Here is a 24,881-nt window from a genome sequence, read left to right on the forward strand (position 1 = left end):
CATACAAAAAAGCTCTCTTCTAGAGGGCTTTTTTTGTTTTATACAACTCTTTTCTTAAAGATAGTTGAGTACATGGCTCAATACCATTTTCTGGTATGATCAGACTTAGTCATTATTATTCATTTACTCTTTGGATTTAGTTTCAGGATAAAACAATGCGTTATAGAATTCATTTTATTGATGTGCAGAATGCCCTCCAAAACTATATCTGGATTTTAGAAGATACTGAAACCCAAGAAGCTGTAGCAGTTGACCCAACAGAAGCAGAACTAGTCACACAATTTTGTCAGAAGCATCAGTTAAATTTAAAACAAATTTGGCTTACTCATTGGCATAAAGACCATATAGGGGGTGTTGCTGATTTAACGGCCACCCAAAATATTACTGTCTATGGTCCCCGTGGTGAGCTCACAAAGATTCCGGGAATTACCCATCCCTTACAACATGACGATCATCTAAAATTTAATGATTTAAAAGTAGAAATTATTGCAACTCCAGGTCATACCTTAGGGCACATTGTATATTTTATTGAAGAATTAGAAGCTGTATTTTGTGGTGATACTTTGTTTGCAATGGGATGTGGTCGATTATTTGAAGGCACGGCTGAACAAATGTATCACTCACTGAGCCGTCTAGCAGCATTACCAACCAACACAAAAGTTTATTGCACACATGAATACACGCTTTCAAATGCCGAATTTGCTTTAACGGTAGAACCGCATAATCTTGCCTTATCAGAACGAGCTCAAAAAGTCCGTGAACTACGTAAACAAGGTTTAATCACGCTACCAAGTACGATTGAACTTGAATTGGCGACCAACCCCTTTCTTCGCGCAGAAAGTGTTGAAGACTTCGCACATATACGTACTCTTAAAGATAATTTCTAAAATTGGGCTTTAAAAAAAAGATACGGTTTCATTTTAAGAACTGTATCTTTTTGCTTATTAGCTGTTGTCTGTAATTATTTTTTACATTTACTCTGTTTTTTATTTACTCACTATTCTAAAAATAACGTTGAGTTTATATTTTCAAAAACACTCAAGAAGACTGCTCTTTAAATAAAAATTTATTATTTTTCATACATATGATGAATTTATTATTTTATAAAAATAAAATCTTTTCTTACTTTTTTACAAGTTGAAAAATAAAAAAAAGTTTTACCCCTTTAAAAAATCCAATTAAAACCCTATTAATAAATAAGATGTAATGCCACGGATAGAAGGAGTTCTCACGTGAAAAAGGTTGTTAAAGCTAAAAATTTGATTGCGTTTCGTATTTGGTTAGAAAAGTTAGGGTATTCAGTTAAAAATCTCGCTGACGGGAAAGGTTTTACTTTTAGTTTTAAAAAAGAATATGGTTTGGTCACTTGTGAGTTAGCAGGTAATTCATTAGCTATGCAATTAGGTGAAGAGTTTGAGGATCACTTAAAAGCATAATTTTTTTACGACTTGATTTTAATTACAGTACTGTCTTTCCTGAAAGACAAGTAATGTTGCAGAACTTTAGAATGGCTTAATTAAAATATATTTTTTAGTTATTAAATAAAAAATCTGTAGCAGGGCTACTCTCCCAAATTGCCCTTAGCTACAGATTTTTTTATTTTGTAAGGTTAATCTGCTTTATGGTTCTTTAATGCTTTATCAAGAAGATCTTTATCTAAAGCCTTATCCCAACGTGCCACCACAATTGTTGCACAAGCATTACCAACTAAGTTTGTTAATGCACGGCATTCAGACATAAAACGGTCGATACCAAGAATTAAAGCCATACCTGCGACAGGAACAGCCGGCACAACGGATAGAGTTGCAGCCAGAGTAATAAAGCCTGCACCAGTCACCCCTGCTGCACCTTTAGAACTTACCATTGCAACAAGAAGCAATGCAATTTGTTCACTAATTGATAAATCTACATTACACGCTTGTGCAATAAACAGAGCTGCCATAGTCATGTAGATATTTGTACCATCAAGGTTAAATGAATAACCTGTTGGAATGACTAGACCTACCACCGATTTTTCACAACCTGCTTTTTGCATTTTGTCCATTAAAGATGGTAAAGCTGCTTCTGAAGAACTTGTTCCTAAAACCAACCAAAGCTCATCTTTGATATAACGAATTAAGTGAATAATTGAAAAACCATTGTAACGAGCTACTGCACCTAAGATCACTACGACAAATAACACCGCAGTAATATAGAACGTCATAATTAATAATAATAAATTACCAATTGATTCGATTCCATAAGCACCGATTGTGAAAGCCATTGCACCAAAAGCACCAATTGGAGCAAGCTTCATTAACATACCAACCAAGTAGAAAACTGGAGCTGTTAAGTTATTTAAAAAATCGGTAATTGGGCGCGCTCGGTCGCCTAAAGCAGCTAAAGAAATACCAAATAACACCGCTACAAATAATACCTGCAAAATCTCGCCACCAGCCAGAGGACTGACTAAGGTTTGCGGGATAATATTCATGAAGAAATCGGTAATATTTGTTGCATGTGCCTTCTCAACATAAGTATTTACTTTGTCGTTGACCAAGGTAGCAGGATCAATGTTAAGGCCTTTACCCGGTTGGATAATATTTGCCACAATCATACCAACCACAAGAGCCAAGCTTGAGAAGGTCAGAAAATAAAGCATCGCTTTACCAGTTACACGACCCACACGGCTCATGTTTGTCATACTGGCAATGCCTGTAACAACTGTTAAAAAGATGACGGGAGCAATAATCATTTTAACGATCTTGATGAATGCATCACCAAGCGGTTTTAAACTTTCGCCAAGTTCTGGGTAAAAATGACCAATTAAAATGCCCAAAATAATTGCAAAAATGACCTGTACATACAAAATTTGGTGAAATTTCTGTTTTTTCTGTACCGTTTCTTGGTCAAGGGTATTGAAATCCATTATCTAAATACCTTTTCGATGGGGATAAAAAAATAAAATATAAAGCTAGCACCACAAGCTGCTTTAACAAGGAAAAGCCATTGTAAAGAATAAAAAACACCCTGTGTTATAAATTTAAAAAATGTCAAATTCAAAAATCATGCATTAATTTGTATAGAATACTTTTTATTTTAAGATTTAAAAAATTATAAAATTTATTAAAAATAAGATTAAATTATTGTTTATGTTAAAATTAAACTCTATTTAAGTTAATAAAACCGGCTTTAATAACTTGTTTAACTGATTCAGGACTATCATTTATTAAATAAATGACTTTATTAAAAACATGTAAATTATAAATTATGAAAATTTAATTTAAAAATAATAAGAAAAATTGATATATAATTTTTTAACAAGAGAAAATGCCTATTTCTTGTTAAAAAATTACACTAATAAGCTGTGATAAATTAATTAAAATTAGGGTGGGCCTTAAATAACCGCTCTAATAAAATATGGACATAGTCTAAGCTTAATGTACGATCAGTGAATAAGATGCGGAATAACATAGGTGCAATAACAGCTTCGATAATTTCTTGATTTTCTATAGTTAATTCACTACGTGCCTTAGCTCTGGCTTGAATAATATCAAGTTGTTGAACGATTAAAGTTTCGCACTTTCGAGCGTTTGAAGATTCAGTTGCATATAGCAAATCTCGTAGCAGTGTTTGCCCTACTTCAGAAGAGTACTCTTCAAAATATTGTTCGACCCATGTCGTGATATCAAGCTGAAATGAGCCTAAATCTTTTGGCTCCATATCGGGTTTCAGCTCATTAAGAGCAACATCTGAAAATAACTGATTGATATCTCCCCAACGACGATAAATTGTAGAAGGTGTTACACCTGCTTCATCAGCAATCATGGGTATAGTAATTTGGCTTTGCTCCAGATTTTTTTGAAGCTCTTTTACTGCTTGATGTACCGCAGTTTGAATTCTTTCACTACGACCACCCGGGCGTAACCCAGTAACAACTTTTGCCATTAATTAGCTCTACTTCAATAAAAACGATTAAAATAATATTTGTATATACAAAATACACTAAAGCTAATGATTTGCTTTAGTGTAAAAATCATGTATAAAAGCTAAATATTCGCTTTTATGTTATTCATCTTATATGAACAATTCAAGTTCAAAACGGTCTGGATCAGTTTTTCAGTTAGATTCAACAGTAGCGTTGACCTTAAACACAATCACGCTTATGACCTTTATGGCGGCGTCTAGTGCCCCTACGCCTTTATATCGTTTGTATCAGCAGATATGGCAATTTTCGCCCGTTATCTTAACTTTAATTTTTGCAACCTACGCGTTTACCTTACTTGCTTCTTTACTCATTATTGGCTCTTTATCTGATTATATCGGACGTCGGCCCGTCATTATTTCAGCAATTTTTTTGCAAATCGCTTCAATGAGCTTTTTCCTTTTTGCCTCAGATGTTTCTATGTTATTTATTGCGCGTGGCCTACAAGGTATCGCAACAGGTCTTGCCGTTTCTGCAATTGGAGCTGCAATCTTAGATTTTAGTAAGCATCATGGTTCCTTAATTAATAGTATTGCCCCAATGGTCGGCATGGCAGCAGGAGTTTTTATTACATGTTTTATTCTGCAATTTTCAGCTCAACCCTTACATTTGGTTTTTGAACTCTTATGTGTTTTGTTTGCACTTGAACTTATTTTAAGTTTCTTTAATCCTGAGACTGTACGTAAAAGATCTGGAGCTTTGGCTTCTTTAAAACCCAACATGGCTATTCCTCATCAAGCAAGAGGTGCTCTATTAAGTATTAGCCCTATTAATATTGCACTTTGGATGGTCAGTGGTTTTTTCTTATCACTTATGCCCTCTTTACTGGCAAAAATTTTTCAGACATCTTCAGCTTGGCTAAACGGCAGTATGTTTATGGCGCTCGCCCTTTCAGGTGCGGCAGGGATTCTGACTCTTAGAAAATCTACCAATTTTCGTATTTTGCTCACGGGCACCTTATCCATCATTATTGGTGCAACCGTTTTATTTTTAGCGATCAATTTTACAAGTGCCGTGGTTCTACTTATTGGTTCTATTATTACCGGAGTGGGGTTTGGTACAGCTTTCATGGGAGCAATTCGCACAGTCATGCCCCTAGCTTTACCCGAAGAACGCGCAGGTTTAATGGCTGCATTCTTTGTTGAAAGCTATTTGGCTTTTAGTGTTCCAGCAATTCTGGCAGGCTACTTTGTGGGTAAAATCGGACTTATGAACAGTGCCAATATTTATATGAGTTTAATTATTGGTCTTGCACTGATTGCCCTTCTAATGATTTTTAAAAATATTAAAAGTAAATAAGGATTAAAAAAAACAGCCTCGATGAAGGCTGTTTTTTACTTTACTGATCACGCCAAGGCTTCAAAAAACGTTTTACATACTTTTTAAAAGGCCAAGTAAACTGTTTTATAAAACTATTTGGGATTTTATAACCCACTGTTCCATACACACTTGCCAAATGTTTAGGCATATATACGCTTTTAAAAATGACATCATAGAGTGGAATAAATGCAGCGTAATTCTTATCAATAGCAGGTTTTTCTGAAGAATGATGCCAATGGTGGAATTCTGGCGTTGCGATAATCCAGCGCAAATATGGAAAACGAAAACGTACATTGGAATGAATAAAAATAGCGTGAAATGAAATAAAAATTAAATAAGCAAAAACAGCTGAAGTATGAAAACCCAATAGGAAAATCGGTAAAGTGGCAATAAAGCGAGTCATTAGCACTTCAATGACATGCAAACGAGAAGATGCTAACCAATCCATATATTCAGTCGAATGATGAATCGCGTGAAAGCGCCATAAGAAATTAACTTCATGCATAGCGCGGTGCAACCAATACACAGTAAAGTCGACCACAATTAATAGTTCAATAAATTGCAGCCAAATTGGCTGAGCTTGTACATAAGGCACAATTGGATTATCAGGTAGATGCGTAATCCAATATTGAATCGGCATGACGGTTAAAAAGCTAAATAATTGAATCCCAACATGGCTGACCATGAAATACTTCATATCGGTCACCCAACCGACTCTTAATATTTTCTGTTCAGGGTTTTTAGCAAAAAAACCTTCAAGCGGAATAAAAATGAACGCTAAAATAAATAGAGTTAGGACAAAATAATCGATACCTGCATAAAACGGTACACTTGGTAAAACGGGTGCCTCAATTACACCACAGCCCAAAACTGCTGCTACAAGTGAAGAACATAGTCCGTAAAAGCCATAACGATTTTGACGGACAATTGCACTAAATGCACCAAAACCAGCACTAATAATAATGCCCGTAATCAGTCCATAATAAAAAAAATGATAATGTTTTGCGTAAAGAGGACGGAGTTCTGGAGTCGTTAATACACTAGGAAATAAAAAGCATAATGCACCAAACAGACAAAGTAAGCTGAGTGACATCGAAATAAAGGCGCTGATTTTCCCTAAACCTGCGTTCAGTTCTAAATTCTCAAATTTTGCTCTTAATTGATCTGTCATAATTCATATACAATTCTTATTGTTTATAACGCGAATGCTATCAAAATTTAATAATAAATTGGAAAGAACTTTAAGTTCTCAGATCAAAGCGCTTAATCTGAAAATGAAATTTTAAATAGCTGTAAATAGTTTTTATAAAACTTCAAATATTTGACCGACAGATTGAATCAGCCATTTTCTGGCAATAATATCATCACTACGATTAAACCAGTTCAAGCTCACTTTAAAAGAATCCATAGCGAAAGGTAATTCAAACATTTGGACATTACCATGCGCTAGATAATGCCGAGCTGCTCGCGACGGTAATGTCACCAACATATCTGAACTCTGCAAAACACCTTGTAAAACACTAAAATGTGGAACCTCTAAACGAATTCGTCGCTTCAAATCCATTGTTTTTAAATATTGCTCAACTTGGATATGCCCTGTCGATGACTTGATAGCAATATGATCTTCTTGCAAATATTGCTCTAATGTCAGTTGCTGCTGTAGCCTTGGATGGTCAGCTCTAGCAATGCATACATATCTTTCTTCAAATAAAGTACGTGTTTCTATTTTAGGCATTATGGTCTGTGTACTATTAAATACAGCTAGATCTAAAAAGCCATCAATAAGCCACTGTTCAACCTTAGACGACTGAATCTCTTCAATCTCAATTTGAATATAGGGCGCTGTTTTCTGCAAAAAGGCCATAAGACTAGGCAATAGGCAAATCTCCCCTGCGTCGGACAGTCCGATTCGGAAAGTTTTATTGGAGTTTTGAGGATGAAACTCCTGTGCTTGAGCAATCGCTGATTCAATATTAAAAATTGCTTGATGAAAAATTGGATAAAGCTCATGTGCAACTTTTGTAGGTTCTACACCGCCTCGGCTTCTGGTAAACAACTCGTCATTTAACTGACGGCGTAAACGGTTCAAATTATAAGTCACTGAAGGCTGGCTCAAATTCAATTTATCAGCAGCTTTACTAATATGCCGAGACTCATAGATACAGACAAAAACTTTAATCAAACCTAAATCCATGGTTCTGATCCTTTAAATACTCTAAACAAAGACTTTAACTTCTTTGTTTAGAGTTTAGTTCCTTTTACAGGAATAAAAATGCTTAATTCTTATGGAGATATACTTGAATTTAGCATTACACGTTTGGTTCGATTACAAATACTTATGGCAATAACACTTAAGGTTGCCAGCACACAAGGAATGGCTAGCGCGATAAAATTATATTCAATGGGTAAGTGCAAACTTAAAAGCCAGCCACATAAAATCGGACCTAAAATCGCTCCAATACGGCCTACACCCAAAGCCATACCAATGCCAGTACTGCGAATTGGTGAAGGATAAAACTGTGCCATATAAGCTAGCAATAAAATTTGCCCGCCAATAGACGCCGCTCCTGCAATGGCAATACAGAGATATAAAATGACCATGGGTAAAGCATAGCTCAGCAAGTAAAGTGAAATTGCACCCGCCAAGAAGAGTGAACAAATAACTTTACCTAGGTGAAAACGATCAGCAAAGTATCCTCCACCGATTGCACCCAACATCCCACCCAAGTTTAGCGCCAATAAAAAGACCAGACTGGTTGATAAATCATATCCAGCCTCGACCATAAGTTTTGGTATCCAGTTACCGAGCGCATACACCATCAATAAAGCCATAAATACACTCAGCCAGAAAAACACAGTGACTAAAGCACGGTTCTCGGTAAAAAGAGCAACCAAAGGTCGAGCCGCAGTTTGTTGATTTTCTTGATGTAATACGATGTTTGTATGATCAGCTATGTTTTGTTCTGGCGCTAACTGTTTAAGTAAATCACGCACCTCATTCCATTTTTTTTGGCGAACCAGATAATCAATTGATTCGGGTAAAAATTTCCAAATAATAGGTAATGAAATGAGTGGAATACCCGCCAAAATAAACATGATTTGCCAACCAAATTTAGGAACTAACCACATGCCTAAAAGTGCTGAGCTCATGCCACCAATCGCATAGCCACTAAACATGAGCGATACCAGAGTTGATCGTAATTTCTTTGGGGCAAATTCGGTCATTATGGCAATAACATTTGGCATTACGCCGCCCAAACCTAGGCCGGCAATAAAACGATAAATGGCAAACTCTTTAGGACTATTGGCAAAACCACATAACACCGTAAAACCGCTAAAAATGAAGACACAAAGCATAATTAAACGCTTACGGCTAAAGCCATATGACTCTAATTTGTCAGCCAAACTACCGAAAATCATGGCACCAAACATCATGCCAAATAATGCAACACTGCCCAGCAATCCAGCAGTCATACTATCTAACTGCCAATGTTGCATGAGCTTAGGCAATGCAACACCATAAATAACTAAGTCATAGCCATCAAAAATAATAATGAGCGCACTCAGCAAGATCACCCGCCAATGTAATGGTGTTAATCTTGCGTCATCAATCAATTGATTTGCATTTAGTTTTTCCATAATTGCTTTCCTTAGCAAATTGTGTGTAAAACAAAAATTTATTTAAATGGTTGCCATTCCTAGCTGATGTAATTGTTGCTGTGCTTCTGCAACATCCTGTTCTAGATCATGTTGCCATAACCAGTCAAAGCGATGCTCAAGATGTTCTCCAATTTCGGCAAACGTTTGGTACTGAGTTGAATAACACTCATAAATTTCGCCAGACTCACGAGAGGTTTGCTGAACACGACAAGCACGTTTTAAACGGAGCTTTTCATATATTGAAGACACATCGGTTAACTGATCTGCTTGTAAGTTTTTTGTCGACAATAAGGCCGCAAGGATTAATGCATCTTCAAGACCTTGGCCTGCTCCTGCACCTTGGTGAGGTAACATGGCATGTGCGGCATCGCCCATGACAATGACATGACCTGAGGTACTTTGATAAGTCGAAATTTCTTCAATTTCATGTAAGGCCCAAATGGTAGGCTGTTCAATTAAACCGAGTAATGTTTGGCAGCTTTCACTCCACTCTGAAAAATCGGAAAGCATTTGAGCTTTATCGACAGGCTTAGTCCACGGTGTATCGGCTGGTAGTATTGTATCTTCACGGTTTGAGCAGAAAGCAACAATATTAATTTGCTCCCCCTTACGAATCGGGAACGTTAAAATATGTTTGTCTTTGCCCAATAACATTTGAGGAATATCTGCTAAATCTGTATCGCCATTTATTTGCTGCAAAGCTTCTTTAAATGAAGCGTGAGAAATAATGCCACGATATGCCCAAGTTCCTGAAAAACGTGGATGAACTGGTGGTAAATGATGAGAAGCTAAAACATATTGGCGAGCCACCGAGCGGATACCGTCAGCCCCGATCAAATAATCGCATTCATGCTGACTACCATCATTAAAGTGCAAAATCACCTGATCATCTTGTTCTTCAATCGTCTCTAGGCGTTTAGAAAAGTGGACATTTTGCGTAGGCATGTGAGGAATAATGGCATCAAGAAAGTCAGCACGATGAACAGATGACTGCCCTACACCTGTCGCGATCGATGCAGATAAATATTCATCGGTATAACCATTACGCCATTGAAACCAAACATCTTGAAATGGCGGCGATACTTTATCTGCAATTGCATGATATTCGTTAGCTAAACCTAACAGTTCAATGGCTTTGACTGCATTGGCACCAAAAGAAATTCCTGCCCCAATTTCAGAAAACTGAGGTGCAGATTCAAACATTTGGACATTTAAATGAGCGTGTTTACTTAAATTACTTGCTAAAGCCAGACCAGCAATACCACCACCGACCACGGCAATTCGAATATGTGTATTCATGTGTTTGTTCCTTAAACATCATTATCGTTTTCACATATTCATTTTTGAGAAGTTGGCTTATAAAGTCCAATTAGTATTTTTTTTGTTCAATTATTTAAAAATTAAATAATAGCCATTTGGGCGAGCCTCTATAAAGCCTAAAGGCCGCCCATGCTAATAAATGATCGTTAAAACACTTTATGGTGTGCCTGGCGGGGTTCCAATAGCATATTTCATTGGAGCTTCATAAGTTGTCTCTGCAACTGGCGAAACGCGCCAAATCGTATTGCCCACATCATCTGCAACTAACACGGCACCTGAGAAATCAATTGTCACACCCACAGGACGACCATACGCTTTGCCTTTATCACTAAGGAATCCCGTCAAAATATCTTGCGGCGGACCAGAAGGTTGACCACTTCTAAATGGTACAAAAATGACTTTATAACCACTGTGAGGCTTACGGTTCCAAGAACCATGCTGACCGATCAATGCACCTCCTCTAAATTGCGGCATGAGTTCGGCTGCATAAAATGTGAGGCCTAAAGAAGCCGTATGGTTGCCTAGTGCATAGTCTGGTTTAATTGCACGGGCAACCATTGCTGGATTTTGTGGTTTAACTCGTACATCAACATGTTGACCATAGTAGCTGTAAGGCCAACCATAAAAAGCTCCATCTTGAACTGACGTCATATAGTCGGGTACTAGGTCACTCCCAATTTCATCGCGCTCATTAACAACCGTCCAGAGTTTTCCACTTTGAGGTTGCCAAGCCATACCATTTGGATTACGTAGGCCCGTTGCAAATGGGCGTGACTGACCACTTGCGATGTCAAACTCCGTAATTTGTGCACGGCCTTTTTCTTGATCTAAACCATTTTCAGCAACGTTACTGTTAGAACCGACGGTAATGTACAGCTTGGTACCAGCTGGGTTAGCAATCACATTTTTGGTCCAATGGTGATTTAAAGGGCCACCCGGTAAGTCCAACACTTTGGTTCCACTGGCCGTAATTTGAGTTTCACCTTCTTGATAAGGAAAACGTACCAGTGCATCTGTATTGGCGATATATAAGTTATTACCCACCAATGCCATACCAAATGGAGAATTTAAGTTTTGAAGAAATACTGTTTTCTGGTCAGCGACGCCATCCCCATTGGTGTCACGAAGTAAACTAATACGGTTTGCACTTGGATGAGATGAGCCTGCACGTCTCATCACAAAAGACATAATTTTACCTTTAATCCCTTTGCTGTCTTCTGGTTTAGGCGGGGCATCCGTTTCAGCAACCAATACATCGCCATTTGGTAATACATAAAGCCAACGTGGGTGTTCAAGTCCTTTGGCAAATGCTTTGACCTTTAAACCTTCTGCTGGTTTTGGCATTACCCCACTCGGCCAGCCTTCTGCTGGAGCTATATTAACAGTTGGTAATAGGCTTGATTTAGGTTCAGGAAGTTTTGGGTCTGGCCCATAACTGTCGGTAATTGGATATTGAGAGGATGAAGCGCATCCAGCTAATGTAATTAAAACCGTAGTGCCAAAAATTGGCAGTAAAAAACGTGTCGCCATGGGTTATCTCCATTTATTTTTTGTCGTCATGGAAATAGCGTAATTTATGTTTGCAATTAAACAAGCAACTTTAATGGAGTCTTTTGTTTATGGCTTGAAAAAAACGTTCTTTATCTTTTGGTGAAATCATCACTGAACTAATTTCTCCATTTTTCATATAATAAATTTTGAGTCGATCTAATGAGAGCGCTGGAGATGAAAGTGGATTATGAGTAGGCTCTATTTGGGTAATATCATCAATATTAATTTTCCATCGGAATACCAAACTCTTGATCATTAAAGTGTTGTTTTCTACCACATAATAAGTATTAAAGATGGGAAGCCAAATAATAAAAATGATTAAACTATAAATGACGAGATGTGGAAAATTTGAAGCTAAAGAATAATGATGATTTGCTTCATAAATCTTCATAAGGATATTGGCAGTGATAACAACAAATATTAATAAAAGCCACCAATCAATTTTTGATCTAAATTTCAAAAGTTATCCTCCACGTCTAAATCTCATTTATAACGAGTATTTCTATATATTTTTTATAAAATAATTGAACTAAAAATTAGCTTTAAATGTTAATGATAAAAAATCTCGATCATCTATCGTGCTAAATTCATTAGAACCAAAAAAGTTATTATAGGCAATCTCTGTTGTATATTTTTGCTGATAAGTCATAGATAACGCTGCACTTACACTCATTTGCCCTTCTTGAAAGTTTTGGCTATATCCATAAACATCATGTCTAAAACTAAGACTTGGCGTAATCACTGTAGAGGGTAAAATATCTTGATAATTTAATGCACCACGTAATCGGTAGCCAAATGACCATTCATTAAAAAAACCATTTTTATTACAAAAGCGTTCATTCAAGTTATCAATTTCTGTATTAGTAAGATGAGCTGTACCATACGGCGTACACTTAAACTCGCCTGTTTCAGGATTATAAGCCCCTGTTGAAAGCTCACTACGACCAAATGCGCCTGTCCGGCCAAGCCGATGATTACCAATATCTGCAATATGGTTTAAGGCAAACTCTGTAGACCATGTCATCGAGTTTGCGCCCCAAATATTGAATATACTATCAGTTGCTCCAACTGAAAATTGTGTTACGGGCAAGCGTACATATCCTTGAATATATTGACCTAATTCAACAGTTTTTCCCGGCGGCGCAAATGGTGTTCCTTCCGATAGCACTTGAGCATAGACAATGTCTGTACCGTTTAGTTGTAAAGGTTGATTAGGTTTGTGGGTTAACTCACTAAAAACAGTTGTTGTTCCAACTTTCCCAGTCAAACTTAATCCAAACATTTTGATATTTTCAGGATAGATAGAAAAATAACTCGCAGTATTAAAATGTTCAGGTCCTGCTGCTGTTACAGCTGTTCCATCAAAGTTTGCATTACGGCTATGGTAGTTCGCATAGTAAATACCTAGCTCAGCATTATTTAAACTTGGTAATGTCTGTTTTAAAGCAATACCATATTGGCCATTGTCCTTTGCTTTTCTACTTTCTGCACGTGGAATATAGGTACGTAAACGAATTGCGGTATCTGATAATTTATCTCCACCTCCAGCAATCAGAACTGGACCTGCATTTTCGGGCACAAAGTCTGAAATCTCAAAGAAAGTTCCGTTACCATCAACAACTGAAGGTCTAAATTTAAATTGATAGAACCCTTCTATTTTCAAATTTTTATTAATGCTTGTGTCGAATGAAAACATTTCGGTTGGAATGATTCTTTCTTTTACATCACCACCTGGTCGGTTAATTGCAGCAAAATCGAATGCACTTACCGAATTTAAACCGTTTTGAAAAAACTGAGATTTCCCCCAATTTAAAGTCTGTTTGCCTAATTTTAAATTTATGGTTCGTCCATCGTCTAATTCAAAATCTTTCCATATATAGGCATTCCATAAATCAATACCTTTGAACTTTGCGAGCCTTGGCCACGCTGAATCATTAAAGGGTTTAAAATCTCCGTGCCCTGTCTCATAGGCATGGTCATACCAGTATTTAGTGCTAATGACCGCACCCTGCTGTTTTCCATTTAGCTTAACTTCAGTTATGCCTCTAATAATCTGTGAAATGGCATCATATTTACTAAAATTCATACGCCCATCATCACCATTCACATCAATGCTAGCGCCTTGTTTCCCTATTTTGTTTGCGTCAGGCCGATAAAGTAATGAAACAGATGGGTCTTGTGTACTCCAACTGGCACCTAGGCTTAATGTCGTTTTTGTCTCGAACTTCCAGTCTTTATCAATATCAAAACTGGCTGCGTTCGCTTTAGACATGAATAAAATTAGGCTTAATGAAACACCTATTTTTTGAATATATAAAACGTGATTATTTCTTTGATTTAAATAGACGTAATGACCCATCATATTATCTCCCTATAAATATGATTTTTCTTATTTATTGCTTATTACTCAAAGCCATCCATTGGCTTTAAATGGTTTACATAAGCAGGTATTTTTTGTACTAGGCAGGTTGTTCGACCTGATCTAACTGTTGAATGAATTGTTCAGCTAAAGGCCAATAGCCAAAGCCAGCTGCAGGGTTTAAATGACCCACTTCACCCAAATTTACGAGTTGACTCCCCCACTTTTCTGCCATTTCACTTACAGCTTCATAGCGAGCTAAATAGTCATTGGTGCTTGCAACCAAAATGCTAGGGAAAGGTAGTGTTTGATCTGGTAAAGGACTCCATCCTTCTTGATGAAGTACAGTTGGACTAGGATAATTTTCAGGCCAACTTTTGTTTAAATCAGGAGGAGCAACAAGTAGAGCACCTTGAATTGGTCTTTGATGTTTGGCAGCCCAGTGTATAGTCATCAGAACACCCGCACTGTGGGCAACTAAAATGACAGGACCTTGTATTTTTTCGAGTTGTTTTTGTATGGCAGCAACTCTATTTTCACAATTGAGTTTATTGGTTTGTACAGGTGGTACGGAGCGAACCTTTGCTAGCTTTGTTTCTAAGATCGTTTGCCAATGCTCGGGAACATGATCGCGTAACCCCGGAATAATTAAAATTGTTGCTTTAGTTTGTATTTTTTCCATTTCGACGCCTGTGAATTTTGCCATCTAAGAGGCTTAAGAATTTTTATAAAACTCCATTCACAATAAAGGCTCATTTCAGTTAATGGTGTACATAAGACGTCACGGACTTTTCATTTGACGACACATCTTTTTAAAATTTCGTAAATTAATTAAATTAGTTTTTGTAATTACAAATGAATTAAAAGAATAACTTTAAAATTGAATCGACATCATGATTAGGCGCTTAAATAAAAGCTTTTGTAATGCAGATATTTTAGTTATAACTAGATATGAGCTGTAAGGAATATGGCTGATTAAGACCAGGAGATAATAAAATGGTGCCTCTTGCGCATACCGCCTCTTTAAAAAATTATTTGGCAGTTGCTCAGCAATTAGATCTAAATCCCTACCATTTATTATCACGTGTTGGGCTTAGCCAAACTCAATTGAATGATCTTAAACAACGTATTCCTGTCGATAAAGCCATTACCTTGCTTGAAGACTCAGCCCAAATGAGTAATTGCGATGTATTCGGTTTACATATGGCTGAGCAACGCGAAATCGCGGATTTTGGTGAACTGAGCTTATTATTAAGTTACCAATATACTTTGAGAGAAGCGCTGCAAACGATTGTTCGTTATAGGAACTTACTCAATAACTCACTTGAAATATATATAGAAGAAATTGACGATACGGTTGTTATTCGAGAAGAAGTTATAACCACAACTTGCGGATATAGCCGGCAAGCCACAGAACTTGCTTTAGGAATCACCCATCGTTTTTGTGCAGCACTCATGATGCAAAAATGGCGGCCGTTAAGTGTACACTTCACTCATAACCCACCTAGTGATTTAACTTTGCATCGGCGGATTTTTGGCTGTGCGCTCGAGTTTGGTAGTGACTTTAATGGCATTGTTTGTACAGCGGCCGAACTTGATACAACAAATCCTCAAGCAAATCTGGCTATGGCCAACCATGCACAGCGTTATTTAGATATTTTGCAGAATAGTAATGAATCGACCATGATTTTTGATATTCGTAAAAGTATTTATCTTCTTTTGCCAATGGGGCGCGCTACGATTGATCAAGTCGCTCAAACACACGGTATTCACGTACGGACTTTACAACGTCGATTAGAAGAAGCTCAAACGAGTTTTAGTGATTTAATGAATGAAGTACGCAAAGATCTCGTATTTCGTTATTTAAAAAATCTAAATTATTCACTTGCTCAAGTGTCTGATATTTTAGGTTACTCAATGCCGAGTTCTTTTACGCGTTGGTTCATTAGCCAATTTGGTATGTCACCAAATATGTGGCGTAGTCACAATAAAGCCCTGCTCAATTAATTTCTCTTTATGTGAAGCCCAATGAAGTCATTTAAAATGTAAGGAAGCTGGAGAACCACTCCGGAACTTCCTTAAAAGTCTAATTTTTTAAATTAAAACCACAAGCGCATAAGTCCAAGAACCAATACCACTAAAAAGATGCTTTCGCCGATCATTAAAAGAATCGGTTTAATTCCGACAGATGCCAATTCTTTTAACTGAGTTTTCATTCCTAAAGCACTAATTGCAATGACTAAAAACCAGCGTGATAAATCATTAATTCCATTTTGAACTATCGTTGGTACCCATCCTGTACTGTTAATACAAGCCAGTAGTAGAAAGCCAACAGCAAACCAAGGCAGTAATGGCGGTCGTTCCCCCGTTGAATCTGCACCTTGCATACGGGTAATCATGGCTGCACAAACGATTACTGGAAGCAGCATTGCCACACGCATGAGTTTAACTACAGTCGCCGTATCACCCGTTTGAGTAGACATGCTATAACCAGCGCCGACCACTTGCGCCACATCGTGAATCGTAGCACCAAGAAACACACCAGCCGCTTGTGGCGATAACTCTAACCACTTCGCAATCATCGGATAGACAATCATTGCAAAAGTTGAAAGTGCCGACACGCCAATCACGGTAAACAAGGTCGCTTTTTCTTTTTGCGGATGATTTGGAAAAGCAGCCGATAGTGCCAGTGCGGCTGAAGCACCACAGATTGCCGTTGATCCACCAGTGAGCATGCCAAATAGTTTTTGGAAGCCTAAAATTTTAGCGGCAATGACAGAAACGGCAATTGTGACAATAACCAGAGTAATGACTAACGCAACAGGCTGCCAACCTAGTGCGGTGATTTGACCCAAAGTAATACGCATTCCGAGTAACGCGATGCCCATTCTGAGCACACTACGTGCGGTAAACTCGATACCTGCCTTACATTTACTTTCAGCAGCTAAAAAATTCACGCTCATGCCGAGCAGTAGCGCAAATAGCATGACTGGCGCACCATAGTGCTCTGATAAAAAACAGGCAGCCGCAGCAACGACCGAACTGACCACAAAGCCTGGTGCTAATTCTCTTGTACGCTGGGAAAAATTTTTCAAAACTAAACTACTCATGATTTTCCCCACAACGCATCACAATAAATACCTTGTCCTCGGCCACTTCTACGGGATAAGTCGCAACTTTAAGATGAGCAGAATTAACCAAACAGCCATTTGTTAAATCAAAACGTAGACCATGGGCACAGCACTGAATCACCCGTCCTTCTAACCGTCCACTAAATAGTGATGCCCCCTGATGAGGACAACTATCATCGATTGCATAAAACTGAGTCGCAACATTAAATAGTGCGAGAGTTTTATCTCCAATTTTAAAAAAAGCCCGCTCACCTGAATTGGGAATTTTCTCAAAAGGCACTTCAAATCGGTTAGTCATATCAACTCTCCTTGTGCCAGCATTGCCTCTTGCATCGCTTGATAAAGCGCATCTGCTGATTGCGCGCCCACTAAGGCAGAAGCCCTATCAAAAATAAAGTAAGGCACGCCATTACCTCCTGTACTTGCAGAGATAAAATCTTGATGATCTTGAATAAGCGCACTTTTTATAAGTTCAGATGAAAAACCACACTGTTTTGCTATTTTGGATAAAGTAATGGTGTTTCCAATATCTAACCCATCATAAAAATAGGCAGCAAAGAGTTGTTCTAACAACGCATTGCACTGCTCAGGAGTTCCTATCTTTAAAGCTTTATCAAATAAGCGATGAGCTTTGGCCGTATTTGGCATCCGTTTAATTTGCTCAAAATCGATCTTGAGCCCAACTTTATTTGCAGCTTTATTGACCTGTTCTTGTCTCATACGAACTGCTGTCAAGCTACCTAACCGTTTCAAATAAAACGTTTGAAACGGTACACCTTCAACTGCTAAGTCCGGTATGAGCTGAACACCTCGCCAGTGCACGATAACTTTGACTTTGGGGTGAAGCTGATAAAATCTATTTATAGCGATCAGTAACTGACGTTTTCCGATCAAACACCAAGGACAAATAAAGTCAAAAAATACATCAATGTGTAATTGCCGAATCATCATTTGTTATTCATCCCGCATTTTTGTATTTGGTTACCTGAATGATTTTTAAGCTCAGTTATTCCTTGCTGCTCAAAGCGTGCAATATCTTTGTGATAATGGCGTTTGGCATAAAAAAATACGGCTGCTGCTGCAATACTGACCAATGGCATAAGTTGAAATGCGCTATGTAAACCAATCACATCAGATACTTTGCCAACGACTAAAGGACCAAGCGCTAAACCAAGAAAATTGTTAGCTAAAGTGAGTGTTGCAAATGCAGAGCCATGAACTGAGTTATGTGTGAGATTGGCCACCATGGCACTAGATGGCCCATTGGTTCCTAGGGCAATAAACATTCCGAGGCAGATGATAAGTAACTGATTCCGTCCCGCAGGCATAGCAAAAGCAATGAATAAAAGAACACAACCGAACAAGCAGTATGTAATCGCTAAACTGACCTTACGATCTGGACAGTTACGGCCCAAATAATCACACAACATGCCGCATAGAATTGTGCCTACTGCACTACATAGCAAAATGACCGCTGCCATCACACCTGCCTTGTCGGTACTCATGCCGTAATATCGATTGAGATAACTCGGCATCCAGACAATTACTGTGCCACCAACAAATAATTGCAGACCACTACCAATGTAAGTGGCAATGACTGAACGACTTGAATATAAAGTTTTTAAAGGGCTTTTAATGTGCTGAGTTTTACTACGATTTTTATTTTGAGGTGCTGCGTTTATTCTGTTTTCTTTCACTAAAATTGGATATAGAAAAGCCAAAATGAGACCAAATAAAGCAATGCCTCCAAAAGCCCAACGCCAACCGAAATGCTGTGCGAGTACACCACCTAAAGCCACACCCAAAAACGAGCCAAATACGCCACCCGCCATAAAAGCACTGGCGAGTGTTGCACGCATTTCTCGTGGAAAAACAGCCACAACCACCGCGATTCCCACGCTGCCATAAGCAGCTTCACCCACACCAACCATAAAGCGAGCAATAAACATTTGCTCATAGTTCTCAGCCAGTGCACATCCTAAAGTCGCCAAACTCCATAAAGCCGCCATAATGGCCAAGCTTTTCACTCTTCCAAAACGGTCTGCCATTAATGACAACGGCAGAGTCAATAAACCCACCATTAACGCGACAATGCCACTGAGCAAACCTAACTGACTATCGCTGAGCAACCACTCATTTTTAAGTAAAGGAAAGACTGCGTTTAAGACTTGCCTTGACATGTAATCTGAAATGAGCAAACCAAATGTCAAAGCAAAAACAAGCCATGCATAACGACGAGGTATACTGATTGACGTATCAACATCGCTCATCTGATCTGAATACTGATGTGCATTCATACGACCTCCTTGTATTTTTTATAATTTCTATTTAGCTAGTGCAGCAACGCTTTTAAAAACAAAGCGAATAAGCTGCACTACATTTGAGGTCTAAATTCCGTTAGACCTTGTCACATTAGTTACGCTGCGGCACGCCCTTTTGCCCTGCTTTACGATTGGGTGCCATACCATTTGCGATTAGGGTTTCTTCAATACTGTTGTATTGCACCCCAATACGATAAATGTCACGGGCTTCTTTTCCTGAGGCAATTTCACGGCCTAGTTCATGGGCAATCCGAACGGTTTGCTTAATTTGCTCTACAGATGAAAAACGGCGTCCGTGATGATCAATGATCGTGTCTTCATTACCCACACGGGCATGTAAACCCATTGCCATCGACATCGTATTAAAAGGCAATACATTTTTGAGCAAAGATTCCGATGTCAAAGTACATCCATCAGGTACGCGATGAATAAAATTAAAGAAATTAAATGGGTTTGGACCATCAAAACCGCCACCGATTCCAATCCAAGTTAAGTTTAACGGCCCCATGTACAATCCTTTACGCACCATACGTTCTAGCGTCTCAAGACCATGCATACCCGTTAACTGAAAGTGCGGTTGAATATTGTTTTTACATAAGCGCTTGATGTGTTCAGTGACCCATGCAGGCCCTGCAGGCACAGTCATCTCTGCATATGCTGCCTGAGTCGCTGGATGTGCCAATGAAGTCCCTTCTAAATATTCAGGATAGAGCAATTCCATAATATTCATTTGTGTGGTGTTAATTGCTACCGTAACTTGATCGGGCTTTGGTGTAAGTTCAGCCAACATATGTCGGGTGTCATCACTTAGCCATAGAGCCGCTTCACCTTCACTCTCTGGTGCAAATGAAATCGAACCACCTACCTGAATAATCATGTCAGGCACAGCCTCACGAACACCTGCGATAAGCTCATTAAACTTTGACAAGCGTTTAGAGCCTTTGCCATCAAGCTCACGGACATGTAAATGCAGCACCGTCGCGCCTGCTTCATAGCACTCAACCGCTTTTTGTATTTGCTCATCCATGGTCACTGGAATATCTTCAGGAAAGTCTTCTGGCATCCATTCGGGACCATACGGCGCAACCGTGATTACCACTTTTTCCATATTTTCCGGGTGCAATGAGTCGTCAAAGAATTGCATGTGCATCTCCTCATATATTTTTTAAAATTTTCAATTAGATAAAATTATTAACCTATAGATTTAATAGGTTGCGTCACCAATAATGCCGGCCCGCTCCATTTTTCGGTGGCAAGGTGGATAATCCATGACTGCATAATGTTGTGTGCTGCGGTTATCCCAGATGGCAATGCTGTTAGGCTTCCAACGCCAACGCACTTGAAACTCTGGAATATAAGCTTGAGAAATTAAGTAACGTAGTAGTTCAGCTGCGCCCGGATTGGCGTCTTGTCCAAATCTGACGCGCTCTTTGGTGTGATAGTTACTGAAGTGGGTTGTGAACGCGTTGACGTATAAAATTTTCTCACCAGTTTCAGGATGAGTACGTACCACTGGATGCTCAGCATCGGGAAACTTTGCTTTTAAGTCCAAGCGTTTTTCAAGTGGCATAGCAGCACCAAAACTCGCCTCTATGCTGTGGTAGGCACGTAAGTCAGCAATCTTATTTTTAATATCGTCGGGTAAAGACGCATAGGCCATGACCATATTGGTCCACATAGTATCGCCACCCACTGGTGGGCATTCAACACAGTGCAACACACATCCCATCGGTGGAACCTTGCGCCAGCTTGCATCACTGTGCCAAGCATTTTCATAACGATCAACAGGACTTTCAGGATGTTTATAAATCTGCACCAAACCCGGATGATCAGGATGGCTGCCTACCGCAGGATGATCTTCGAGCTGTCCAAATTTTTCTGCAAATGCGACATGATCCTGACGGGTTAAATGCTGATCTCGTAAAAACAACACACGGTGTTTAAGTAGTTGTGTGCGAATTTCAGCAAATAATCCATCATCATAAATCGCATCAGCGAGTTTGACGCCACTGAGCTCTGCACCAATATTGCAAGTTAACTGTTCAATTTGCATAAGAAATCCCTTCAAATTACAAAGATTGATGAACCTATTGTTTTACGTGCTTCCAAATCACGATGAGCTTGTACTGCATCCTTTAGCTCATAGCGCTGATTAATTTCAATTTTGATTCGTCCATGCCGAACATGATCAAATAATTCATTTGCAAGTTCTTTCTTCTCGGTTGGATCTGCAATGTAATCTGCCAAAGCTGGACGTGTGACAAACAATGAACCTTTCACGGCAAGTAATACCGGATCAAAAGCAGGAATTGGACCAGACGCTGTTCCTACGCAGACCAACAAACCACGGCGTTTGAGAGAGTCTAATGAGCTTATGAAAGTGGCTTGGCCAACACTATCGAAAACGACATTTACACCAACGCCACCTGTTAACTCACGTACACGTTCGGCAACATTTTCATAGCTGTAGTTAATGACATGATCACAACCATGAGCTCGCGCTACGGCAGCTTTTTCTTCTGAAGATGTGGTACCGATAACAGTCAAGCCAAGTAATTTAGCCCATTGAGAAACGATCAGCCCAACACCACCAGCGGCTGCATGTAATAAAATTGAATCGCCCGCTTTAAAGTCATAAATGCGGCGCATCAGATAAGCAGCGGTCAGCCCTCTCATGGTCATGGCAGCCGCTGTTTCACAAGAAATTTCTTCGGGTAATTTAATTAAAGCATTTGCTGGAATTAGACGGTGGGTGCTATATGCACCTAAGGTATTTAAAAAACCTGTATAAGTAACTCGATCACCAACTTTAAGCTGAGTCACTCCTTCGCCTAAAGCTTCAATGACACCTGAAGCTTCGACGCCCATGCCATTAGGCATTGGAATTTGATAGGTTCCATTACGAAAATATGTATCGGCATAATTTAGACCGACTGCCACATGACGTAGGCGTACTTCTCCAGCTTTTGGATCTCCTACTTCTACATCTTCATAGCGCATTACTTCTGGCGTTCCTGTTCCATAGAAACGTATAGCTTTCGTCAACGTCATGTCCTATTCCATATTTTGGTTTTTTATTGAGTGCCTATAAAAGCAATAACCAAAATTACAACAGTTAGGATATGGGCCACTTTACATTTCACGACACAAGCTTAACGTTTAATGACAAAGGATATTCCAAATATTGCTAAAGAATACTCCCAGCAATTGCAGCAGACTTATGTAGATTGGTGCTACTAGAGTTTTTATTTTCGTTTAAGCTAAAACTGACCGCCTCTTTTGCATGAATGGTCGTCGTATCAAATAAAGGAACCGAGAATTTAAGCTCACCCATCAACATACAAATTTCAGTACAACCCAAGATAACGCCTTGGGCGCCTGCAGCTATGAGTTTCTCTACAATAGCGATGTACTGTTGCTGAGAATCTGGGTTGATCACACCTAAACAAAGTTCTTCATAAATGATGCGATGAACTATCTTTCTATCGGCTTCATTTGGAATAACGACATCAATTCCATAATCCTGCAATCGAGCTTTATAAAAATCTTGCTCCATTGTAAAAGCGGTCCCTAACAGTGCAACTTTACCAATGTTTTGACTCAAAATTTCTTTTGCAGTTGCGTCAGCGATGTGTAAGAAAGGAATCGAAATTGAATCTTCAATCTGTGCAGCAACTTTATGCATGGTGTTAGTACACACCAAAATACAATCTGCCCCTGCCTTTTCTAAATTTTGTACTTGCTCAGCTAAATATGCGCCAGCTTCTTGCCATAAACCCTTCGCTTGTAAGGCTGCTATTTCTTCAAAATCGACACTATTAATAATGACCTTAGCTGAGTGCAATTTTCCTAACTTACGATGAACCATTTTATTGATTTGTTGATAATAAAGTGCTGTAGATTCCCAACTCATTCCGCCTAATAAGCCGATTGTTTTCATTATTGAACCCTTCTATTTATGCAAAACTTATCTATATCTCTTATGGGTAAAGCGCAGCTAGAATAAAATTGCTTTATTAAATTTTTTCTAGCTTATCTTATTTATTAATTTTAAACGGTGTGACGTCCAAAGAAACGTCTAAGTTGAATAGACCTAATTGATGAAAATTCTAAAACAGAAAATGCTCTCCATTAAACCCAAATCATAAAACAAGAATTCACGCAAACTTCACGACCAGCTCTTTAATTTAATCTTATAAAGTTGGCTCGGATATAGACATGAAAATTATAACTACAGCCCTAGGGTTGATTACCTTGGTAGGTTTAACAGCGTGTAAAAGTGTGCCTAGTTACTCGGGTGACTACAGCAAAGCCGAACAAAAAATTACTGGAATAGAATTAAATGACCAACAAGCGCTAGACATTGGCAACCGTTTTGTTGCCGCATTTAATACGCTTGGTACCCCTTCTTTTGTGAATAACGCGAGTCATCTTTACGCTGATCAACTTTATATCAACGATACACTCTCGCAGTTCTCTCAGAAAAAAGATCTGATTAAGCATTTTGAAGGTATGAATGCCCGAGTGAGTAATGTCACTGTAAAACTCATTAGTGCAACTCATCACCAAGATACAGCCTACATTCATTGGTACATGACCTATGACTTTAAAATGTTAGGTCGCTCAAAAACCATGGCTTCTTATGGAATTAGTCAAATTAAGATTAATGAGCAGCAAAAAATTATTTTCCAGCAAGATTATTGGGATCCGGCGAATGGCCTTTATCGTTCTTTACCAATATTTGGAGGAGTATATAAATGGGTATTACCGTTCAAAAAAGTCGAATCTTGATATTTCTGGGAATCTTAATCGTATCTCAAGCGAATGCGGCTGAACTAAAAAAATGCAGTTCAGCTCCTTTAATGGTGACGAGCAAGAAAGTGGGAAATGTTAGTTACTTTGCTGAAGATTGCTTAAAAAATTGGCAAAGTCAAAGCATCAAAATGGACTTTAGCTATAACCGCGATATTCCCGAGTGGGCATTTAAACGCGCAGCAACCCACTTTTTGAAGAAAAATGTTAGCGGCTTTGATGCAAAATCTCCGCTTAATCATATTAATGAACTATACAGACCAATTAAGAGTGGAGATCTTTACAGTCTTTACTATCAACATGAAAATCAAAAACTAGAACTAAAATTAAACCAGAAGCTGCTCGGTTCTATAGACAATCCGAATGCAAATCAATATTTTAAAATCTGGTTTGGTAGCGAACCGTTTAATGCTAAATTAAAACAACAACTATTAAATTAATGG

24 protein-coding genes are annotated in these 24,881 nt (G+C 38.5%); 6 read left to right on the forward strand and 18 right to left on the reverse strand.

Annotated features, from left to right (window positions below; all coding sequences use genetic code 11):
- Positions 1–155: 155 nt before the first annotated feature.
- Positions 156–887, forward strand: a complete 732-nt coding sequence (gloB, locus tag AC1PJP_RS02330) for a hydroxyacylglutathione hydrolase (protein ID WP_479766454.1) — start codon at positions 156–158, stop codon at positions 885–887.
- Between the two features lie 345 nt (positions 888–1,232).
- Positions 1,233–1,436, forward strand: coding sequence for a hypothetical protein (locus AC1PJP_RS02335; RefSeq protein WP_003652518.1), 204 nt, complete (start codon positions 1,233–1,235; stop codon positions 1,434–1,436).
- Positions 1,437–1,609: 173 nt separating this feature from the next.
- On the opposite strand, the gene AC1PJP_RS02340 is transcribed toward AC1PJP_RS02335, so the two are convergent.
- Both AC1PJP_RS02340 and AC1PJP_RS02345 read right to left on the reverse strand, forming a co-directional pair.
- Positions 1,610–2,908, reverse strand: coding sequence for a dicarboxylate/amino acid:cation symporter (locus AC1PJP_RS02340; protein ID WP_004791418.1), 1,299 nt, complete (start codon positions 2,906–2,908; stop codon positions 1,610–1,612).
- A 446-nt stretch (positions 2,909–3,354) separates the two neighbouring features.
- Positions 3,355–3,927, reverse strand: coding sequence for a TetR/AcrR family transcriptional regulator (locus AC1PJP_RS02345; protein WP_005306800.1), 573 nt, complete (start codon positions 3,925–3,927; stop codon positions 3,355–3,357).
- Between the two features lie 133 nt (positions 3,928–4,060).
- Here AC1PJP_RS02345 and AC1PJP_RS02350 point away from each other — a divergent pair, with 133 nt between their 5' ends.
- Positions 4,061–5,263, forward strand: coding sequence for an MFS transporter (locus AC1PJP_RS02350; protein ID WP_192833798.1), 1,203 nt, complete (start codon positions 4,061–4,063; stop codon positions 5,261–5,263).
- Between the two features lie 40 nt (positions 5,264–5,303).
- Here the strand turns inward: AC1PJP_RS02350 and AC1PJP_RS02355 are convergent, their stop codons facing one another.
- The 8 genes from AC1PJP_RS02355 to AC1PJP_RS02390 all read right to left on the reverse strand — a co-directional run bounded on the left by AC1PJP_RS02355 (position 5,304) and on the right by AC1PJP_RS02390 (position 14,880).
- On the reverse strand, positions 5,304–6,455 hold the full coding sequence (locus AC1PJP_RS02355) for a sterol desaturase family protein (protein ID WP_479766455.1): 1,152 nt from the start codon (positions 6,453–6,455) through the stop codon (positions 5,304–5,306).
- Between the two features lie 132 nt (positions 6,456–6,587).
- Positions 6,588–7,478 carry a LysR family transcriptional regulator gene (locus AC1PJP_RS02360; protein WP_144731540.1) on the reverse strand — a complete coding sequence of 297 codons (891 nt, stop codon included), beginning with the start codon at positions 7,476–7,478 and terminating at the stop codon, positions 6,588–6,590.
- 89 nt (positions 7,479–7,567) lie between these two features.
- A complete protein-coding gene (locus tag AC1PJP_RS02365; protein ID WP_479766456.1) occupies positions 7,568–8,923 on the reverse strand; it encodes an aromatic acid/H+ symport family MFS transporter in 1,356 nt (451 codons plus the stop codon).
- A gap of 42 nt (positions 8,924–8,965) precedes the next feature.
- Entirely contained in the window at positions 8,966–10,243 is a 1,278-nt protein-coding gene (gene salA / locus AC1PJP_RS02370) for a salicylate 1-monooxygenase (protein WP_479766457.1), read from the reverse strand.
- Positions 10,244–10,420: 177 nt separating this feature from the next.
- On the reverse strand, positions 10,421–11,794 hold the full coding sequence (locus AC1PJP_RS02375) for a PQQ-dependent sugar dehydrogenase (protein ID WP_479766458.1): 1,374 nt from the start codon (positions 11,792–11,794) through the stop codon (positions 10,421–10,423).
- Between the two features lie 70 nt (positions 11,795–11,864).
- Positions 11,865–12,275, reverse strand: a complete 411-nt coding sequence (locus AC1PJP_RS02380) for a PH domain-containing protein (protein WP_416661889.1) — start codon at positions 12,273–12,275, stop codon at positions 11,865–11,867.
- Positions 12,276–12,344: 69 nt separating this feature from the next.
- Positions 12,345–14,174 carry a DUF1302 domain-containing protein gene (locus tag AC1PJP_RS02385; protein WP_479766483.1) on the reverse strand — a complete coding sequence of 610 codons (1,830 nt, stop codon included), beginning with the start codon at positions 14,172–14,174 and terminating at the stop codon, positions 12,345–12,347.
- Positions 14,175–14,274: 100 nt separating this feature from the next.
- A complete protein-coding gene (locus tag AC1PJP_RS02390; protein ID WP_479766459.1) occupies positions 14,275–14,880 on the reverse strand; it encodes an RBBP9/YdeN family alpha/beta hydrolase in 606 nt (201 codons plus the stop codon).
- 290 nt (positions 14,881–15,170) lie between these two features.
- Between AC1PJP_RS02390 and AC1PJP_RS02395 the strand changes: the two genes are divergently transcribed.
- The gene (locus tag AC1PJP_RS02395; protein WP_022575469.1) at positions 15,171–16,181 is read left to right on the forward strand and encodes an AraC family transcriptional regulator; all 1,011 of its coding nucleotides are present in this window, start codon (positions 15,171–15,173) and stop codon (positions 16,179–16,181) included.
- Positions 16,182–16,273: 92 nt separating this feature from the next.
- Here AC1PJP_RS02395 and AC1PJP_RS02400 read toward each other — a convergent pair whose 3' ends face one another.
- The 8 genes from AC1PJP_RS02400 to AC1PJP_RS02435 form a co-directional block, all read right to left on the reverse strand.
- Positions 16,274–17,284, reverse strand: coding sequence for a YeiH family protein (locus AC1PJP_RS02400; RefSeq protein WP_479766460.1), 1,011 nt, complete (start codon positions 17,282–17,284; stop codon positions 16,274–16,276).
- A complete protein-coding gene (locus AC1PJP_RS02405) occupies positions 17,277–17,585 on the reverse strand; it encodes a Rieske (2Fe-2S) protein (protein WP_479766484.1) in 309 nt (102 codons plus the stop codon). Before AC1PJP_RS02405 ends, AC1PJP_RS02400 begins: the two co-directional genes overlap by 8 nt.
- A 14-nt stretch (positions 17,586–17,599) precedes the next feature.
- Positions 17,600–18,256, reverse strand: a complete 657-nt coding sequence (locus AC1PJP_RS02410; RefSeq protein WP_479766461.1) for a DsbA family oxidoreductase — start codon at positions 18,254–18,256, stop codon at positions 17,600–17,602.
- Positions 18,253–19,602: an MFS transporter gene (locus tag AC1PJP_RS02415; RefSeq protein ID WP_479766462.1), complete on the reverse strand. Its 1,350-nt coding sequence runs from the start codon at positions 19,600–19,602 to the stop codon at positions 18,253–18,255. Before AC1PJP_RS02415 ends, AC1PJP_RS02410 begins: the two co-directional genes overlap by 4 nt.
- 115 nt (positions 19,603–19,717) lie before the next feature.
- Positions 19,718–20,770, reverse strand: a complete 1,053-nt coding sequence (locus AC1PJP_RS02420; RefSeq protein WP_416706767.1) for a beta-keto acid cleavage family enzyme — start codon at positions 20,768–20,770, stop codon at positions 19,718–19,720.
- Positions 20,771–20,830: 60 nt separating this feature from the next.
- A complete protein-coding gene (locus tag AC1PJP_RS02425; protein ID WP_263614069.1) occupies positions 20,831–21,679 on the reverse strand; it encodes a TauD/TfdA dioxygenase family protein in 849 nt (282 codons plus the stop codon).
- Between the two features lie 11 nt (positions 21,680–21,690).
- Positions 21,691–22,677, reverse strand: coding sequence for a quinone oxidoreductase family protein (locus AC1PJP_RS02430; RefSeq protein ID WP_479766463.1), 987 nt, complete (start codon positions 22,675–22,677; stop codon positions 21,691–21,693).
- A gap of 136 nt (positions 22,678–22,813) precedes the next feature.
- Entirely contained in the window at positions 22,814–23,566 is a 753-nt protein-coding gene (locus AC1PJP_RS02435; RefSeq protein ID WP_479766464.1) for an aspartate/glutamate racemase family protein, read from the reverse strand.
- A gap of 278 nt (positions 23,567–23,844) precedes the next feature.
- Between AC1PJP_RS02435 and AC1PJP_RS02440 the strand changes: the two genes are divergently transcribed.
- Together AC1PJP_RS02440 and AC1PJP_RS02445 are read left to right on the forward strand one after the other, a co-directional pair.
- Complete coding sequence (locus AC1PJP_RS02440) at positions 23,845–24,417, forward strand: nuclear transport factor 2 family protein (RefSeq protein WP_282496170.1); 573 nt, start codon at positions 23,845–23,847, stop codon at positions 24,415–24,417.
- Positions 24,384–24,878, forward strand: coding sequence for a chalcone isomerase family protein (locus AC1PJP_RS02445; RefSeq protein WP_282496169.1), 495 nt, complete (start codon positions 24,384–24,386; stop codon positions 24,876–24,878). Before AC1PJP_RS02440 ends, AC1PJP_RS02445 begins: the two co-directional genes overlap by 34 nt.
- Positions 24,879–24,881: the final 3 nt, after the last annotated feature.

This window comes from Acinetobacter sp. V116_7 (assembly GCF_056735735.1).

Excerpts from the sequence above, each read along its gene's own strand:
- AC1PJP_RS02440 (WP_282496170.1), top strand. The coding sequence starts at position 23,845 with ATGAAAATTATAACTACAGCCCTAGGGTTGATTACCTTGGTAGGTTTA.
- AC1PJP_RS02385 (WP_479766483.1), bottom strand. The coding sequence starts at position 14,174 with ATGGGTCATTACGTCTATTTAAATCAAAGAAATAATCACGTTTTATAT.
- AC1PJP_RS02445 (WP_282496169.1), top strand. The coding sequence starts at position 24,384 with ATGGGTATTACCGTTCAAAAAAGTCGAATCTTGATATTTCTGGGAATC.
- AC1PJP_RS02430 (WP_479766463.1), bottom strand. The coding sequence starts at position 22,677 with ATGACGTTGACGAAAGCTATACGTTTCTATGGAACAGGAACGCCAGAA.
- AC1PJP_RS02420 (WP_416706767.1), bottom strand. The coding sequence starts at position 20,770 with ATGCAATTCTTTGACGACTCATTGCACCCGGAAAATATGGAAAAAGTG.
- AC1PJP_RS02340 (WP_004791418.1), bottom strand. The coding sequence starts at position 2,908 with ATGGATTTCAATACCCTTGACCAAGAAACGGTACAGAAAAAACAGAAA.
- AC1PJP_RS02375 (WP_479766458.1), bottom strand. The coding sequence starts at position 11,794 with ATGGCGACACGTTTTTTACTGCCAATTTTTGGCACTACGGTTTTAATT.
- AC1PJP_RS02410 (WP_479766461.1), bottom strand. The coding sequence starts at position 18,256 with ATGATGATTCGGCAATTACACATTGATGTATTTTTTGACTTTATTTGT.
- AC1PJP_RS02390 (WP_479766459.1), bottom strand. The coding sequence starts at position 14,880 with ATGGCAAAATTCACAGGCGTCGAAATGGAAAAAATACAAACTAAAGCA.
- AC1PJP_RS02400 (WP_479766460.1), bottom strand. The coding sequence starts at position 17,284 with ATGAGTAGTTTAGTTTTGAAAAATTTTTCCCAGCGTACAAGAGAATTA.
- AC1PJP_RS02425 (WP_263614069.1), bottom strand. The coding sequence starts at position 21,679 with ATGCAAATTGAACAGTTAACTTGCAATATTGGTGCAGAGCTCAGTGGC.
- AC1PJP_RS02395 (WP_022575469.1), top strand. The coding sequence starts at position 15,171 with ATGGTGCCTCTTGCGCATACCGCCTCTTTAAAAAATTATTTGGCAGTT.
- AC1PJP_RS02355 (WP_479766455.1), bottom strand. The coding sequence starts at position 6,455 with ATGACAGATCAATTAAGAGCAAAATTTGAGAATTTAGAACTGAACGCA.
- AC1PJP_RS02350 (WP_192833798.1), top strand. The coding sequence starts at position 4,061 with ATGAACAATTCAAGTTCAAAACGGTCTGGATCAGTTTTTCAGTTAGAT.
- AC1PJP_RS02435 (WP_479766464.1), bottom strand. The coding sequence starts at position 23,566 with ATGAAAACAATCGGCTTATTAGGCGGAATGAGTTGGGAATCTACAGCA.
- AC1PJP_RS02360 (WP_144731540.1), bottom strand. The coding sequence starts at position 7,478 with ATGGATTTAGGTTTGATTAAAGTTTTTGTCTGTATCTATGAGTCTCGG.
- salA (WP_479766457.1), bottom strand. The coding sequence starts at position 10,243 with ATGAATACACATATTCGAATTGCCGTGGTCGGTGGTGGTATTGCTGGT.
- AC1PJP_RS02415 (WP_479766462.1), bottom strand. The coding sequence starts at position 19,602 with ATGAATGCACATCAGTATTCAGATCAGATGAGCGATGTTGATACGTCA.
- gloB (WP_479766454.1), top strand. The coding sequence starts at position 156 with ATGCGTTATAGAATTCATTTTATTGATGTGCAGAATGCCCTCCAAAAC.
- AC1PJP_RS02345 (WP_005306800.1), bottom strand. The coding sequence starts at position 3,927 with ATGGCAAAAGTTGTTACTGGGTTACGCCCGGGTGGTCGTAGTGAAAGA.
- AC1PJP_RS02365 (WP_479766456.1), bottom strand. The coding sequence starts at position 8,923 with ATGGAAAAACTAAATGCAAATCAATTGATTGATGACGCAAGATTAACA.